At 47.5% G+C, this 13,946-nt stretch carries 14 protein-coding genes; 6 read left to right on the forward strand and 8 right to left on the reverse strand.

Annotation, left to right across the window (positions count from 1 at the left end; genetic code table 11):
- Positions 1 to 299: 299 nt before the first annotated feature.
- Positions 300 to 1,472: a substrate-binding domain-containing protein gene (locus KNO70_RS12945; protein ID WP_078146396.1), complete on the reverse strand. Its 1,173-nt coding sequence runs from the start codon at positions 1,470 to 1,472 to the stop codon at positions 300 to 302.
- Positions 1,473 to 1,511: 39 nt separating this feature from the next.
- Positions 1,512 to 2,453 (reverse strand): nucleotidyltransferase-like protein, encoded by a 942-nt coding sequence (locus KNO70_RS12950; RefSeq protein WP_240499787.1) that lies wholly within the window; start codon positions 2,451 to 2,453, stop codon positions 1,512 to 1,514.
- Between the two features lie 102 nt (positions 2,454 to 2,555).
- Here KNO70_RS12950 and KNO70_RS12955 point away from each other — a divergent pair, with 102 nt between their 5' ends.
- A complete protein-coding gene (locus tag KNO70_RS12955) occupies positions 2,556 to 2,915 on the forward strand; it encodes a YgzB family protein (protein WP_251030124.1) in 360 nt (119 codons plus the stop codon).
- 37 nt (positions 2,916 to 2,952) lie between these two features.
- Here the strand turns inward: KNO70_RS12955 and perR are convergent, their stop codons facing one another.
- Positions 2,953 to 3,384, reverse strand: coding sequence for a peroxide-responsive transcriptional repressor PerR (gene perR, locus KNO70_RS12960; RefSeq protein ID WP_031421138.1), 432 nt, complete (start codon positions 3,382 to 3,384; stop codon positions 2,953 to 2,955).
- A 191-nt stretch (positions 3,385 to 3,575) separates the two neighbouring features.
- Between perR and KNO70_RS12965 the strand changes: the two genes are divergently transcribed.
- The 3 genes from KNO70_RS12965 to KNO70_RS12975 all read left to right on the forward strand — a co-directional run bounded on the left by KNO70_RS12965 (position 3,576) and on the right by KNO70_RS12975 (position 6,673).
- Positions 3,576 to 4,874, forward strand: a complete 1,299-nt coding sequence (locus tag KNO70_RS12965) for a glutamate-1-semialdehyde 2,1-aminomutase (protein ID WP_015880900.1) — start codon at positions 3,576 to 3,578, stop codon at positions 4,872 to 4,874.
- A gap of 117 nt (positions 4,875 to 4,991) precedes the next feature.
- Positions 4,992 to 6,224, forward strand: coding sequence for an MFS transporter (locus KNO70_RS12970; protein ID WP_078146394.1), 1,233 nt, complete (start codon positions 4,992 to 4,994; stop codon positions 6,222 to 6,224).
- A 53-nt stretch (positions 6,225 to 6,277) separates the two neighbouring features.
- Entirely contained in the window at positions 6,278 to 6,673 is a 396-nt protein-coding gene (locus KNO70_RS12975; RefSeq protein WP_015880898.1) for a thiol-disulfide oxidoreductase DCC family protein, read from the forward strand.
- A 32-nt stretch (positions 6,674 to 6,705) separates the two neighbouring features.
- Here the strand turns inward: KNO70_RS12975 and KNO70_RS12980 are convergent, their stop codons facing one another.
- The 4 genes from KNO70_RS12980 to mutY form a co-directional block, all read right to left on the reverse strand.
- A complete protein-coding gene (locus KNO70_RS12980) occupies positions 6,706 to 8,454 on the reverse strand; it encodes an ABC transporter ATP-binding protein (RefSeq protein ID WP_214685613.1) in 1,749 nt (582 codons plus the stop codon).
- A gap of 39 nt (positions 8,455 to 8,493) precedes the next feature.
- On the reverse strand, positions 8,494 to 9,036 hold the full coding sequence (gene ntdP / locus KNO70_RS12985) for a nucleoside tri-diphosphate phosphatase (protein WP_015880896.1): 543 nt from the start codon (positions 9,034 to 9,036) through the stop codon (positions 8,494 to 8,496).
- Between the two features lie 89 nt (positions 9,037 to 9,125).
- Entirely contained in the window at positions 9,126 to 9,551 is a 426-nt protein-coding gene (locus tag KNO70_RS12990; protein WP_214812702.1) for a hypothetical protein, read from the reverse strand.
- On the reverse strand, positions 9,538 to 10,572 hold the full coding sequence (gene mutY / locus KNO70_RS12995; protein WP_214685611.1) for an A/G-specific adenine glycosylase: 1,035 nt from the start codon (positions 10,570 to 10,572) through the stop codon (positions 9,538 to 9,540). The genes KNO70_RS12990 and mutY overlap by 14 nt, the downstream gene beginning before the upstream one ends.
- An 88-nt stretch (positions 10,573 to 10,660) precedes the next feature.
- Here mutY and KNO70_RS13000 point away from each other — a divergent pair, with 88 nt between their 5' ends.
- Positions 10,661 to 11,644: a metal-dependent hydrolase gene (locus KNO70_RS13000; protein ID WP_015880893.1), complete on the forward strand. Its 984-nt coding sequence runs from the start codon at positions 10,661 to 10,663 to the stop codon at positions 11,642 to 11,644.
- A 26-nt stretch (positions 11,645 to 11,670) separates the two neighbouring features.
- Here KNO70_RS13000 and KNO70_RS13005 read toward each other — a convergent pair whose 3' ends face one another.
- Positions 11,671 to 12,204: a YceI family protein gene (locus KNO70_RS13005; RefSeq protein ID WP_015880892.1), complete on the reverse strand. Its 534-nt coding sequence runs from the start codon at positions 12,202 to 12,204 to the stop codon at positions 11,671 to 11,673.
- Between the two features lie 221 nt (positions 12,205 to 12,425).
- On the opposite strand from KNO70_RS13005, the gene adh reads away from it, so the two are divergent.
- Complete coding sequence (gene adh / locus KNO70_RS13010; protein ID WP_078146389.1) at positions 12,426 to 13,946, forward strand: aldehyde dehydrogenase; 1,521 nt, start codon at positions 12,426 to 12,428, stop codon at positions 13,944 to 13,946.

The following is a 13,946-nucleotide window of genomic DNA, read 5'->3' on the forward strand; positions in this document are numbered from 1 at the left end:
GATATAGCTCTTAAATTGACGAAGCTTGCGCTTCATTCAAAAATGGTAAAACTTATTTTTGCCTCATCGTTCAGTTTTCAAAGTTCGTCTGCCGCTCTTGGCGACTTCATTAATCTATCACGTTTTGATTGTTTTCGTCAACAACTTTTTCACAAATTGTTTTTCTGAAATAATCTTTTGCCGTGACAACGTTTATAACTATAATCTCTATTTACCACTTCGTCAATACAAAAAACAATAAAAATAAAAAAAGATTTACTTCCCATCAACATGATGAAAAGTAAACCTTCTGCTTTGTATTAATCGAGACGGACATAGCCCGTCTTCTCAACTAACGTCTGCCCATCCTCGCTTTCGAGCCATTGAAGAAAATCTTCATATCGTTCTGCCTTCTCTTCCGTAGTCACCGCATAAAATTCAGAAGTCAGTGGATACGATCCATCCTGAATCGTTTCAACGGTCGGTTCGATTCCATCTATACGAAGTAACTTGATTTCATAGTCATGCACCATTTCTGTCGCATAGTATCTAAATGAAAATCCAATCGCATTTTTATGGTTCCGATACGATGAAGTTTGTTGAATGATTCCACCCATCCCTTCAGGAACATCTTCTACCGGCGCCTCCATGAGCTTTTGTTCGCCCATCATCTTTTGTAACGCCGTTTGACTGCCACTATCCTCCGGTCGTTGAAAAGCACGAATGGATTCCGAGTCCCCTCCGACCTCTTCCCAATTCCGAATGTCTCCTGAATAAATACCCCGAACTTGTTCCATCGTCAAAGAATCGACCGGGTTATCTTCATGGACGAAGAACACAAATGCTTCCCTTCCAATCGCCGTCATATGTAAAGAAACGTTTTTTTGTTTCGCAACCTTCAATTGACGGTCAGATGGACCAGCGACGAAAATCAAGTCGGTCTGATCGTTCATCAGTCGGCTGTACGCTTCCGGTGTTGTCGTCGACACGACTTTACTCGTTTGATCATTATATGGATCATACGTTTCCGAGTCCGGATAGACTGCTTCCACGAATGAAGCGTACATCGGATAGAGCGCTGTCGCTCCATCTAATCGCGGCAAACCTTCCTCAAACTTCACCGAAGCCTCGTGATCGAGTCTCGCCAATTGTTCTGAATCCGTGAACGGCTGATAATCCATCAACTCCACACCGCGTTCCTCAATCTTCAAACTATCTTGATACATATAATATCCTTTCACAGAAGCGAAGAGGACAGCACCGACTAACGCACCCCAGCCGAGAACTCTTCGAATCTTTTGTTTTGAAAAGGACGAAAAATCATAGAGTCCCATACATATGATTAGTAGAACGGCCATATACCATATCGTCCAAATAATCGGTCGCCCAAGTGTGATGGGGTCTCCCATCGTAAAAAGGGCGACAAAGACAGAAATCACAATCGTGACAAATAAAATAAAGACGGTTCCCACGCTAAATTTCAATAGTTTCATATAACTGATTTTCTCCTCATTGTTCCTAGGAAAGGGAAGTTAAGCAATCTCATAAAGCACTGCCTCTACCCCGACCCCTTTCGTCGGTCTCGTGACCGTTCGAACATACCCTTTTTTCACTAAAAAACCAATGATGCTTCCAAGGTCGACACGGAGCTCATTCAAATTCGGATGTTCCATCAATTCTGAGAACGTCCACGCTCCGCCTTTCTCCTGCATCGTCTGAAGTAATAACAACGTCCCCGGCAACACTTTCGATTGAATCAAATGTTCCATGCCAATGACGACAAGGTGGATGCGCTGTTCAAGCGATTCTTGTCCTCCGACCAATTCATCGTGCAGCTTATAAATCTCGAGGTCAATGGCTCGTACCTGTTCCCACAATACGATTTCCGGATGAATCCCCGCCTCAAGAATCGAGAGGCGTGCCAGGTGAGTGAGGGCATGATGAATCTGAGTGAAGGCGTCTTGGAACTCCCCTTCTAAAAATAGATAACGTCCGTCTTCAAACCGACGCAACAACTTTGCGAAAGAGATTGAGAGTTGTAAACGTTGTTCCCGATTCGTTAAATTACGGTTGCGCTGTCGTAACTCTAAAATGTACTCATTTCGTTCGAACAAGACGATTCCGTCTTCAATCCAATGAATGGCTCGCCGATTTTCATTCAAGACAATCCACCGATCCATCATCGAGTCACTGACTACGTGCAGGACAATTTTTTCTTGACCGACCTGATAGTGTTTCACCGTCCAAAACGGTTCTGGTTTTGCTTCAATCACAATGAGCAGGCGATCCGACTGATCCGTCAACGGATCACGTGCCCGTTTTTTCTTCACCTCAATAATACCGAGTGTCGTTTTTAATGCAGCATATTCTGAGTAAATGGTGCGAGTCGCATATTCCATCGTCATCTGGACCCCTTCTCTCCCAATCGCAAGTTGACTATATATATGACGATTGTCATTTTCGATACGAATCAAATTCGCCCTCTTTTCAAAAAACTCCTGCCGAAAAAGTGCAGGAACTTCTCACTCGTTTGAAGATGAGCTATGATAGAGACAGACTATTGGAGGGATTCACTCATGAAAAAACGGGGGAACAAAATCAACCGCGCACGTAATATAGCATTACTTCTTATCTTCGGCGGGATCGGTGTCATGTATCTCGGTCTTCTCGCAAAATCCATCACCTGGCTCATGATTATTTTCATGCTTCTTGGATTTGTCATGGTACTTGCAAGCTCTGCTCTTTACTTCATCGTCGGGATGGCCTCGACAAAAGCCATCATCGTGACTTGTCCGAACTGTGAAAAAGAGACGAAGATGCTCGGACGCGTCGACTTATGTATGCACTGCGACGAGCCGCTCACAATCGACCGTTCACTCGAAGGAAAAGAATTCGATGAGAAATATAACAAACGTCATTCACAACAAACGGACTAACACAAAAAACCACATCCGAGCCGTCGGATGTGGTTTTTTAATGTGTTTGCGATTGTTCAGACTGACAAGACGGGCACGTTCCGTACACTTCAAGACGGTGACGATCAACTTTGAATCCAGTCAATTGTGATGCAACCGATTCGATTTCATCTAATACAGGATAGTTAAAGTCGACGACTTTTCCACACGTATCACAGATGATGTGATAGTGCTTCGACGTCACAAAGTCAAAACGACTCGAGGCGTCCCCATAGTTCATCTCTTGAACGAGGCCCACCTCTTTAAAAACGCGCAAGTTGTTATATACAGTGGCCACACTCATATTTGGAAACCGTGCGGCAAGTGCCTTATAAATGTCATCCGCTGTCGGGTGACTATGCTCCGTGACGAGGTACTCCAAAATGGCCTGGCGCTGAGGCGTCATTCTGACTCCATGTTCCCGGAGCGACTGAACAGCATGGTCAAGCATTTCGCTTCCCACGTCAATCCCTCATTTCTTCTATAAAATTCATGCGAAATAGTTTTGAACATTAACTTATTTCTTACATAGTAATCTTTATAAATAGTGTACTGATTTCTCAACTACTCGTCAAACACTGAGCTTATGCGGTTGACGGCTATGATACAATAAGTGCGAATTTGAATAAGGAGGCAATACATATGACTACTTCATCAAATCGTCAGTCATCCGATGCATTATACCAAGATGCACTCACTCACATCGTCGGAGGTGTCAACAGTCCATCTCGCTCATTTAAAGCAGTTGGTGGCGGCGCCCCTGTTTATATGGAACGCGGCGAAGGCGCCTATTTCTATGATGTAGACGGGAATCGCTACATCGATTATTTGGCGGCATATGGTCCAATCATTACCGGCCATGCCCATCCACACATTCATGAAGCGCTTATGAACGCTTCTTCAAAAGGTTTATTATACGGGACACCACACCGTCTCGAGGTTGAATTTGCGAAGAAACTAAAACAAGCCATCCCTTCGATGGATAAGGTACGATTCACCAACTCCGGAACAGAAGCCGTCATGACGACGGTACGAGTCGCCCGTGCTTACACTGGTCGTGAACTTGTTGTGAAATTCAGCGGTTGTTACCACGGACATTCGGATCTCATGCTGATTGCAGCAGGTAGTGGTCCAGCGACGCTCGGTTCTCCGGACTCTGCAGGTGTAACAAAAGCCACTGCCAAAGAAGTCATCACCGTCCCGTTCAACGACGTCGAAGCGTATCGCGAGATGATGAAAGAATGGGGAGACCAGGTCGCTTGTGTGCTCGTCGAACCGATTGTCGGGAACTTCGGAATCGTTGAACCGAAGCCAGGTTTCCTCCAAGCTGTCAACGACATCACACATGAACACGGCGCACTCGTCATCTATGATGAAGTCATCACGGCGTTCCGTTTCACATACGGAAGTGCCCAACAAGTGTATGGCATCGAACCAGATATGACGGCACTTGGTAAAATCATCGGTGGTGGTCTACCGATCGGCGCTTACGGCGGGAAGGCTGAAATCATGGAGACGGTCGCCCCACTCGGACCTGCATATCAAGCCGGCACGATGGCCGGTAACCCGGCCTCGATGGCGACAGGAATCGCTTGCCTGGAAGTGCTCGAGCAACCTGGTGTCTATGAGAAATTAGACGCACTCGGTGCGAAACTGGAAGCCGGCATCCGCGAGGCGGCAGAAAAGCATGATGTCACGATCACGCTCAACCGCTTAAAAGGTGCCCTTACCGTTTACTTCACGGATGAAATCGTCACCGACTATGAAGGTGCGGAAAAGTCAGATGGTGAGAAGTTCGGACGCTTCTTCAAGTTGATGCTTGAGAATGGCGTGAACTTGGCTCCATCAAAATATGAAGCCTGGTTCTTGACGACAGAGCATACGGAACAAGATATCGAAGAGACAATCGAAGCGGTCAATCGCTCGTTTGCCCAATTGTAAGAAGGAGATGCGCAAGCATCTCTTTTTTTCGTCTAAAAGGGGACATCTTCAAAAAAAGTGTCTCTTTTTACTGAGTACCGTCCCCCATTACAGTAGAACCAAGGAGGTGCTCACCATATGAAATTTAATGATTTTCCATTAAATGTCCGCTTACGACTCGTTTGCGGATTTTGCATTCGAATCGTCGGATCAGCCATTTTCCCATTCATGGCACTCTATTTCTCAGAAGAGTTGGGGAAAGTGCCAGCCGGTATCATCATGACCTCATTCGTTATCGTCGGTTACTTGACCGGTCTATTCGGTGGATACTTTTCCGATCGGTTCAATCGGAAGGTTGTCTTACAGATTGGTCAGGTGATTCAAATCATCTGTTTTCTTGGGATGACCATCGCGATTCACCCATCGAATAACTGGGCACTCATCGTTGCCATCCTCTACTTCGGACATGCCATTTCGAACGGATTGAACTATCCGGCACTTGAGGCGATTGTCATCGATTCTATGGAAGAATCAAATCGAAAAGCCATCTACGTGTATGACTACTGGCTCGTCAATTTAGCGATTGCCGGAGGCGTCATGCTCGGCGGCGCCTTTTATCGCGACCATCGTTTCGCTCTCTTTATCGGTATGACGGTCATTCTCACTGTGACCACAATCATTCTTCAACGTTTCTTGGTCGACACATATACTGGCAACCGCTCAACACCGTCAAACCCGATTCATGGTGTCATCGAAAACTATAAAATCGCGTTACGCGACCGCCGATGGATCACATTCGTATTTGGAAGTATGCTCGTCTTTTCGACCGAGTTTCATATGGCGAACTATATCGGTGTTCATTTAGCAGAGTCATTCGAAAGTCGTCAAATTCTCGGAATACCTGTTGATGGGGTTCGCATGATGGCGTTTATGCAACTAGAGAATACCTTGCTCGTCGTCGCCATCACGTTTGCGGTTACTGCGTTCGTCAAACGTTTCAAAGAGAAGACCATATTTTTCATTGGTTTATCGTTATATATCACAGCATACGCCGCCATTACCTCGATGAACTCCTTTATCGTCCTGACCGTACTCGCGATTATCTTCACAATTGGCGAACTCCTCTACTCGCCGATTCGACAAGTGAAACAGGTTGACCTCCTCGACCCTGAACGCCGTGCCTCTTATCTTGCATTCGGCGGCCTCACGTTCCACGGAGCCAAATTGGTTGCCGCGGCAGGCATTGTCGTTGGCGCGTTCATCGGTCCGGTCTTGATGAGCGGTTACATGTTCGTCTTCGGTGCCTTCGGTGCTTACTTGTATTATGTATCGCTCTATAAGATGCAACCTGCTCGCCAACTCGCTGCTTGACGTTTAACATGAAGACAAAACGGTAAAACAGTACGATGAAGGAGGCGAAGTACTTGCCTGCGATTGTTTTATTTGATGGCGATTGCAACTTCTGTGATGCCAGTGTCCAGTTCATCATTCGTCATGATCGACACGCCTCGATTCACTTTGCTTCGCTCCAAAGCGAGGTCGGTCAGTCGCTCCGAACACGACACCGGATCCCGGAATCAGTCGACAGCATCGTCTATATTGAGGAAGGGGTTCCTTACTTAAAATCAGACGCTGCGATTCGAATTGCCGAACACCTTGATGGCCGTTGGCGCCTGCTTCGACTCATTCGTTTCATACCTAGACCGATTCGTGATCATGGATATGCGTTATTCGCCAAACATCGGACACGTCTATTTGGGAAAAAGGAAGTGTGCACACTCCCTTCCCCGGATGTTCGTAAACGATTTTTAGACCGCTAAAAAAGTCGAGCCCATAGGACTCGACTTTTTTATTATTCGACTACGGCTAAATCTTGAATCATATACAGGTCATAATACGCCCCGCGACGACGCATCAACTCTTCATGCGTTCCCGTCTCCATGATTTGACCGTTATCCACGACGACGATTTGATCGGCGTCCGTTATGGTCGACAAGCGGTGGGCAACGATTAACGTCGTCCGTCCTTTCGTCAGACGGGCCAGCGAGTCTTGAATCATCGCTTCACTTTCTAAATCAAGCGCACTCGTCGCCTCGTCTAAAATCAAGATCGGTGGATTCTTCAAGAAGACGCGTGCAATCGCAAGCCGCTGCTTCTGTCCACCAGACAGTTTGACACCTTTCTCCCCGACCGGTGTCGCATATCCGTCCTGTAGTTTCGAGATGAACTCATGGGCGTTCGCCGCCTTGGCCGCCGCGATGACTTCCTCATCCGTCGCATCCGGTTTTCCCATCCGAATATTCATGGCAACCGATTCGCTGAAGAGGACCGAATCCTGCATGACCATCCCAATCTGGTCGCGGAGTGCACGTAATTTGAAATCACGCACATCGATGCCGTCGATTTTGATGCTTCCATCCGTCACGTCATAGAAACGCGGAATCAAACTGACGAGTGTCGATTTCCCTCCACCGGACATTCCGACAAACGCCACGCGTTCCCCGGAGCGGATTTGAAGGTTCACATCGTTCAACGCTCGTGTCCCGTCCTGTTCATACGAAAAACTCACATGCTCAAGGTCGATTTTACCCGCTGTCGACAACGGGACGAACCCGTTCGGTTTCTCCTCGATATCATATGTCTCATCCAAGAACTCAAAGACACGGTCCATCGAAGCGACCGACTGCGTGAGTGTCGTCGCCGAGTTGACGAGACGACCGAGCGGCGCATAGAGTCGGTCGATATACGCGATGAACGCGACAAGCGTCCCGAGCGATACCGCTTCTTGAATGACGAGCCACGATGCCGTCGTGAAGATGAGGATCGGCGCGATGTCAGTGATGGTCGATACGACGACATACGTCTTGGCGTTCCAACTCGTATGTTTGAGTGCCGCGTTCAAGAAGCCACCGTTCTGTTGTTCAAATGCCTTATTCTCATATGGCTCTAGCGCAAAACTCCGAATGACCGCCATCCCGTTGACGCGCTCTGTCAAATGCCCTTGTAGGTCAGCGAGTGCCGCCGACCGTTCACGCGTCAAACGACGCAACCGTCCATAGAAATAGCGGACTGCGATCGCATAAAACGGAAGTGGTAAAATCGCAATCAGCGTGAGTTGCGGGTCAATCGTATACATGATCCCGATGGCGATAAGAATGGTGATCATGTCGAGCCAAATATTCATCAGACCGGTGATGACGAAGTCTTTCGTCTGTTCGACGTCGTTGATAATCCGTGAAATGATTTGTCCCGTCTTATTGTTTGAATAATAGCGGAGTGACAACTTCTGGACGTGGTCGAATAACCGGTTCCGCACATCGAACAAGACACGCGTCGCGGCCCACTGCGCCAAATATTGACGCAAATACTCGATCGGCGGCTTGAGGACCAGGAAGACGAAGAAAACGATGCTGAATAACCAGACGAGCGTCGTGTAGTCCTGCTTCGGCGCATCATCCGTCAAATAGTTATCGATGACATATTTATAAAGTAACGGTAATCCGAGCGGGATGGAAAACTTCAAAATCCCGACGAAAATGGTGAGGGCAATCTGTTTCTTATACGGACGAACAAACTGCAAATAACGTTTAATACTACCCATAATGCCTCCTGACTTAAGAAAAAAAGCGGAGATGAGGAATCATCTCCGATAACGTGCTTCGTATTCGCGATACCATTCATCGACGAATGTTGGGTTGAACGGCCCTTTCCGTCCTCGAATCCAGTTGATCAGTTCTTGCACGTTCTGCTTCAAGATTCGATCAATCGCTTTCGGATAATTCATCTCGCGACGATGCCGCTCATATTCATCTTCATCTAAAATCGTATACGACATATCCGGGAACACCTTGATGTCCAAATCGTAATCGATGTATTTGATGGCACGTTCATCCCCATCAAATGTAGTCGGCGAACCTAGATTACAGTAGTAGTAAATCCCGTCTTCGCGAATCATACAGATGACATTGAACCAATACTCAGATGAAAAGTAGCAAATTGCCGGCTCTCGCGTTCTCCATTGCCGACCGTCTGACTCGCTGACCATGATGCGGTCATTGAATCCGATCATATCCGTTTTTGACGACTGAAGGACGAGCGTTTCTTCCCAAACGCGATGCAAAGTTCCGTTGTGCTTGTAGCTCTGTATCTCGATTTTGCTACCTGCTTTGGGAAATAAGCTCATAAGCTCCTCCTTTCCGCTATGATGCTATACAATTTTCATATTTAATTATAGCGACTTTCAGAACCAATGAAAAAGGAAATCTCTTATTTTCATGAATTTAGTGTTTTTTGGAAGGCCCGCGCCCGTTCTTGGAACATCGGCCGAAGCACGAAATACTCGACGAGTATGTTCGGAACATAGCTATCGAACGTTACTTCATCGATCATGACCACCTTACCATCACGCGACTCAACCCGATGCACGTGTGTGAACCGCTTGAACGGAAACGGTAACGTCTTTCCTTGATCGCAGAATGCCTGGTTCCCCACAACGGTGATGGCACTGGTCCATGGCAGTTCCACCGGACCGACCCCAACGAACAACTTCACTTCATTCCCTTCGACCGAGGCGCCGTCCCCCTCTAAGCGTACTTTAGGAAACTTTGTCAGCTTCGTCAAAAGCGAGGCATCCTGTAACAAATCCCAAAGCACATCTACCGTCGTATCATATGTCGACTCTACCTCAAATCGTCTCACGTTCGTCACCTACCAATCGTTCTAATTTTTGTTGAGCAACAGAAACCGTCTTCACCTCGCGTTCCGAAGCGTCTAGCCAGACGACGTCATCCGTCGGAAGCGTATCGACACGATACAAATCGATATACCAAACGATATGAGAGAAGACATGCTTCACTTGCCCGAGATACGTTCCGTTAAGTTGTTCCCCCGTTCCTCGATCCATAAGCGGATATTGCCACATCCCAGCGAGCAACCCTTTGTCCGGTCGTTGTTCATATGCGATTTTTCCGTCTCTCTCGATGCATAGCGCGTCATACATTTCGACACGTGCTGCTCCCTTCTTCGTTTTGACCGGTAGCTCATCTTGTACATGATGCGCATATGCATAACAAGTGTCTTGCACGGGACAGAGCGAGCACATCGGATTTTTCGGTGTGCAGACCGTAGCACCCAACTCCATCACTCCCTCGTTAAAATCGGATGCGTGAGTCGGGTCCATCAATCGACGAACGACTTGTTCGAAGATTTTGCGTGTCTTCGGCAGTGCGATGTCGTCATAGATTCCGAATTGACGGGACATCACGCGCATGACGTTTCCATCCACAGCCGGCTCCGGTTGATTGTAGGCAATCGACAGTACGGCTCCCGTCGTATACGGTCCGACCCCTTTTAGTTTCTCGAAACGTTCTTTCTCCTCCGGGACGATTCCCTCGTAAACAGAAGCGACTTCTTTGACCGCTTCATGTAAGTTCCGGACGCGAGAGTAGTACCCGAGCCCTTCCCAATACTTTACGACCTCATCCGTGTCAGCAGCTGCGAGATCTTCGAGCGTCGGAAAGCGTTCCATGAACCGGTTGTAATATGGGATGACCGTATCGACTCGTGTCTGTTGCAACATCACTTCACTCACCCACACGCGATAAGGATTTTTCGCATGACGCCAAGGTAAATCACGCTTTTCGCGATTGAACCAGGTGACGAGTTCCTCATTAAAATGATGAATATTATAATTTGTGAACAATTTATCAAGATTAAGCATTGTGTTTCCCCTCGTTTTAAAAATATTGTATGATAAATAGGAATAGATGACGTAATTCTTTCATTATTGATGGAGGTGCTGACGCACATTGGATACTGCGACACACATTGGTATGGGACTTGGATTAAGTGCCATCGCGACGCTCAGCCCGGAAGTGTCAGGTGATGCACAACTGTTTTTAGCCATGACAGCCACGGCTCTCGTCGGCTCACATGCACCAGACTTCGACACCGTCTTTAAGTTAAAAGGAAATAGTACGTATTTACGCCAACATCGTGGTCGTTCACATGGAATCACCGCGCTTCTTGCTTGGCCAATCATCGTCAGCGCCGTCATCGGGACGGTCCTCGGCGTCAATCCTGCCTCTCTATGGGTCATGGCACAAATCGCCGTGTTGCTCCATGTCACGGTCGACTTGTTCAATGCCTACGGGACGCAAGCGCTACAACCTTTTTCGAAAAAATGGATCGGCTGGGGCGTGATCGGGACGTTTGATCCGTACTTGTTCTCCGCTTATTACGGTGCATATGCATTATGGATGATAACGGGTGCGACTGTCCCTATTTTTGCACTGCTTATTGCGCTTGTCATCAGTTACTATGCCATTCAGTTTAAATTACGTAACCGTGCGCTCGCTACCGTGGCGAGACACTTTGCAGGGGCACATGAATTGTTCATCTCACCAGGAATCGGTTGGGATGACTGGCATGTCGCCGTCCGTTTCCGCGATGGTCTCGGAGCCGTAAAAGTAAAAAAAGGCAAAGTCATCGAATGCGGTCGCTTCCGCGACAAACCGATGCCAGGAGAAGAAGACCTCCATTTCGTAGAGGCTCGGAAAAATGCTGACTTACAGGCGTTCCTCGAATTTTCTAAAATTCACACGTACACCGTGACACGCCATAACGGGATGATCGAATACCGCTTCACAAACTTGCGTTATTTCTCTAAAAACATGTATCCGTTTGTTGCCGTCGTTATCGTCGACGAGCAGACGAATGACGTGTTGTCATCGTTTACAGGTTGGGTGTTTAGTGAAGACAGCCTTCAGAAAAAATTGGTATACGAACAATAAAAAGTCGCTCAGATGAGCGACTTTTCTTATGCTTCCGATTCAGTGAATTGGAGCTCGAACTCGAATTTGACTTTCTTATCGACGAGGACACCACCCGCCTCAAGCGCTTGGTTCCACGTTAATCCATAGTCCTCACGGTTGAGCGACCCTTCTCCGGAGAAGGCGTGTTTCGTATTGCCCCATGGGTCTTTTGCGCTTCCCTCATACTCCACTTCAAACGTCTCTTCCCGAGTCGTTCCTCGAATCGTTAAATCCCCTGTCAATTCGAATTCTCCGCCTCCTTTTGAACGGAAAGAAGTGGAATGAAAGACGAGATGCGGATGTTCCTCGGCATTGAAGAAATCGCCTGAACGGAGGTGATTATCCCGATCCGTGTTGTTGGTGTCGATCGATGCTGCCTGAATCGTCACTTTCACACTCGCATTCGCTAAATCGCTCGGCTCACCGTTCGCCTTAATATCAAATTCTTTGAACTCGCCCTTCACCTTGGAAATCATCATGTGCTTGACCGTGAACGTGATCGAACTATGCGCCGGGTCAATCTGATATGTCTTAGCCATCGTGACTCACTCCTTATGGATGAATTAATGTGTACAATCTAGTCATTTCCACAAATCTTGAGTTCAAAACGTCTTTACAAAAGATTGACAAATTATTGTCAAAAAATTTTGACTTTTATCACATCATACCGTTACGATCAAAAAAAGGGAGTCGTTCGCTTACTGCTAAATGTAAGCGCATACATAACTCCTTTATCTCGTATGAAAAGGGAGGAACGATCATGATTTATGAAGTACCGAACTCAGCAGGAACGAAAGTACAGTTTAAGGACCGTTATGAGAACTACATTAACGGAAAGTGGACCGCACCGGCTGGTGGAGAATACTTTGAAAACACATCTCCTGTAAATGGGAAAGTATTATGTGAAGTCGCCCGCTCAACGAAAGAGGATATTGAACTTGCTTTGGATGCCGCTCATGCAGCCAAAGACGATTGGGGCAAAACGTCTGTCACGGAACGTTCTGTCATCTTGAATAAAATTGCAGACCGCATGGAAGAGAACCTCGAAATGCTCGCCTACGCGGAAACATGGGAAAATGGGAAGGCCGTTCGGGAAACGCTCAACGCTGACCTTCCGCTCGCCATCGACCACTTCCGTTACTTCGCAGGGGTCATCCGCTCACAAGAAGGTGGCATCAGTGAACTCGACCATGATACGGTCGCCTATCATTTCCATGAGCCGCTCGGTGTCGTCGCTCAAATCATTCCGTGGAACTTCCCGATTTTGATGGCGGTGTGGAAACTCGCGCCGGCACTCGCTGCCGGAAACTGTGTCGTCTTAAAACCGGCAGAACAAACCCCTTCTTCAATCATGGTTCTCATGGAACTCATCGAAGATTTATTACCACCTGGTGTCATCAATATCGTGAACGGTTTCGGTCTCGAAGCAGGAAAACCGCTCGCATCGAGTGACCGTGTCGATAAAGTCGCCTTCACGGGTGAGACGACAACGGGTCGCCTCATTATGCAATACGCTTCTCAAAACATCATCCCTGTCACGCTTGAGCTCGGTGGGAAGTCACCAAACATCTTCTTTGCCGACATCATGGACGCGGATGACGATTTCTTTGATAAAGCGATTGAAGGTCTCGTCATGTTCGCCTTGAACCAAGGGGAAGTCTGTACGTGCCCATCTCGCGCCTTGATTCAAGAGTCGATTTATGACAAGTTCATGGAACGCGTGCTAGAACGCGTCAAAGCAATCAAGCTCGGCAACCCACTCGATGCCGATGTCATGATGGGTGCACAAGCGTCGAACGAACAGATGGAGAAAATCCTGTCTTATCTCCAAATCGGGAAAGACGAGGGCGCAGAATGCCTAATCGGTGGAGAGCGCAACATGATGGACGGAGAGCTCGCGGATGGGTATTACATTCAACCGACGATCTTCAAAGGCCATAACAAGATGCGAATCTTCCAAGAAGAGATTTTTGGACCGGTCTTATCCGTCACGACGTTCAAAGACGATGCGGAGGCACTCGCCATCGCGAACGATACGCTTTACGGACTCGGGGCAGGCGTGTGGACACGAGACATGAACCGTGCATATCGCTTCGGTCGTGAAATTCAAGCAGGACGTGTCTGGATCAACTGTTACCACTCCTATCCGGCACATGCTGCATTCGGTGGTTACAAAATGTCTGGGATTGGACGTGAGAACCATAAGATGATGCTCGGTCACTATCAGCGTACGAAAAACATGCTCGTCAGCTACAGCGAACAAAAACTCGGGTTCTTCTAA

Source organism: Exiguobacterium sp. s181 (assembly GCF_018617125.1).
GTDB classification, from domain to species: Bacteria; Bacillota; Bacilli; order Exiguobacteriales; family Exiguobacteriaceae; genus Exiguobacterium; species Exiguobacterium profundum.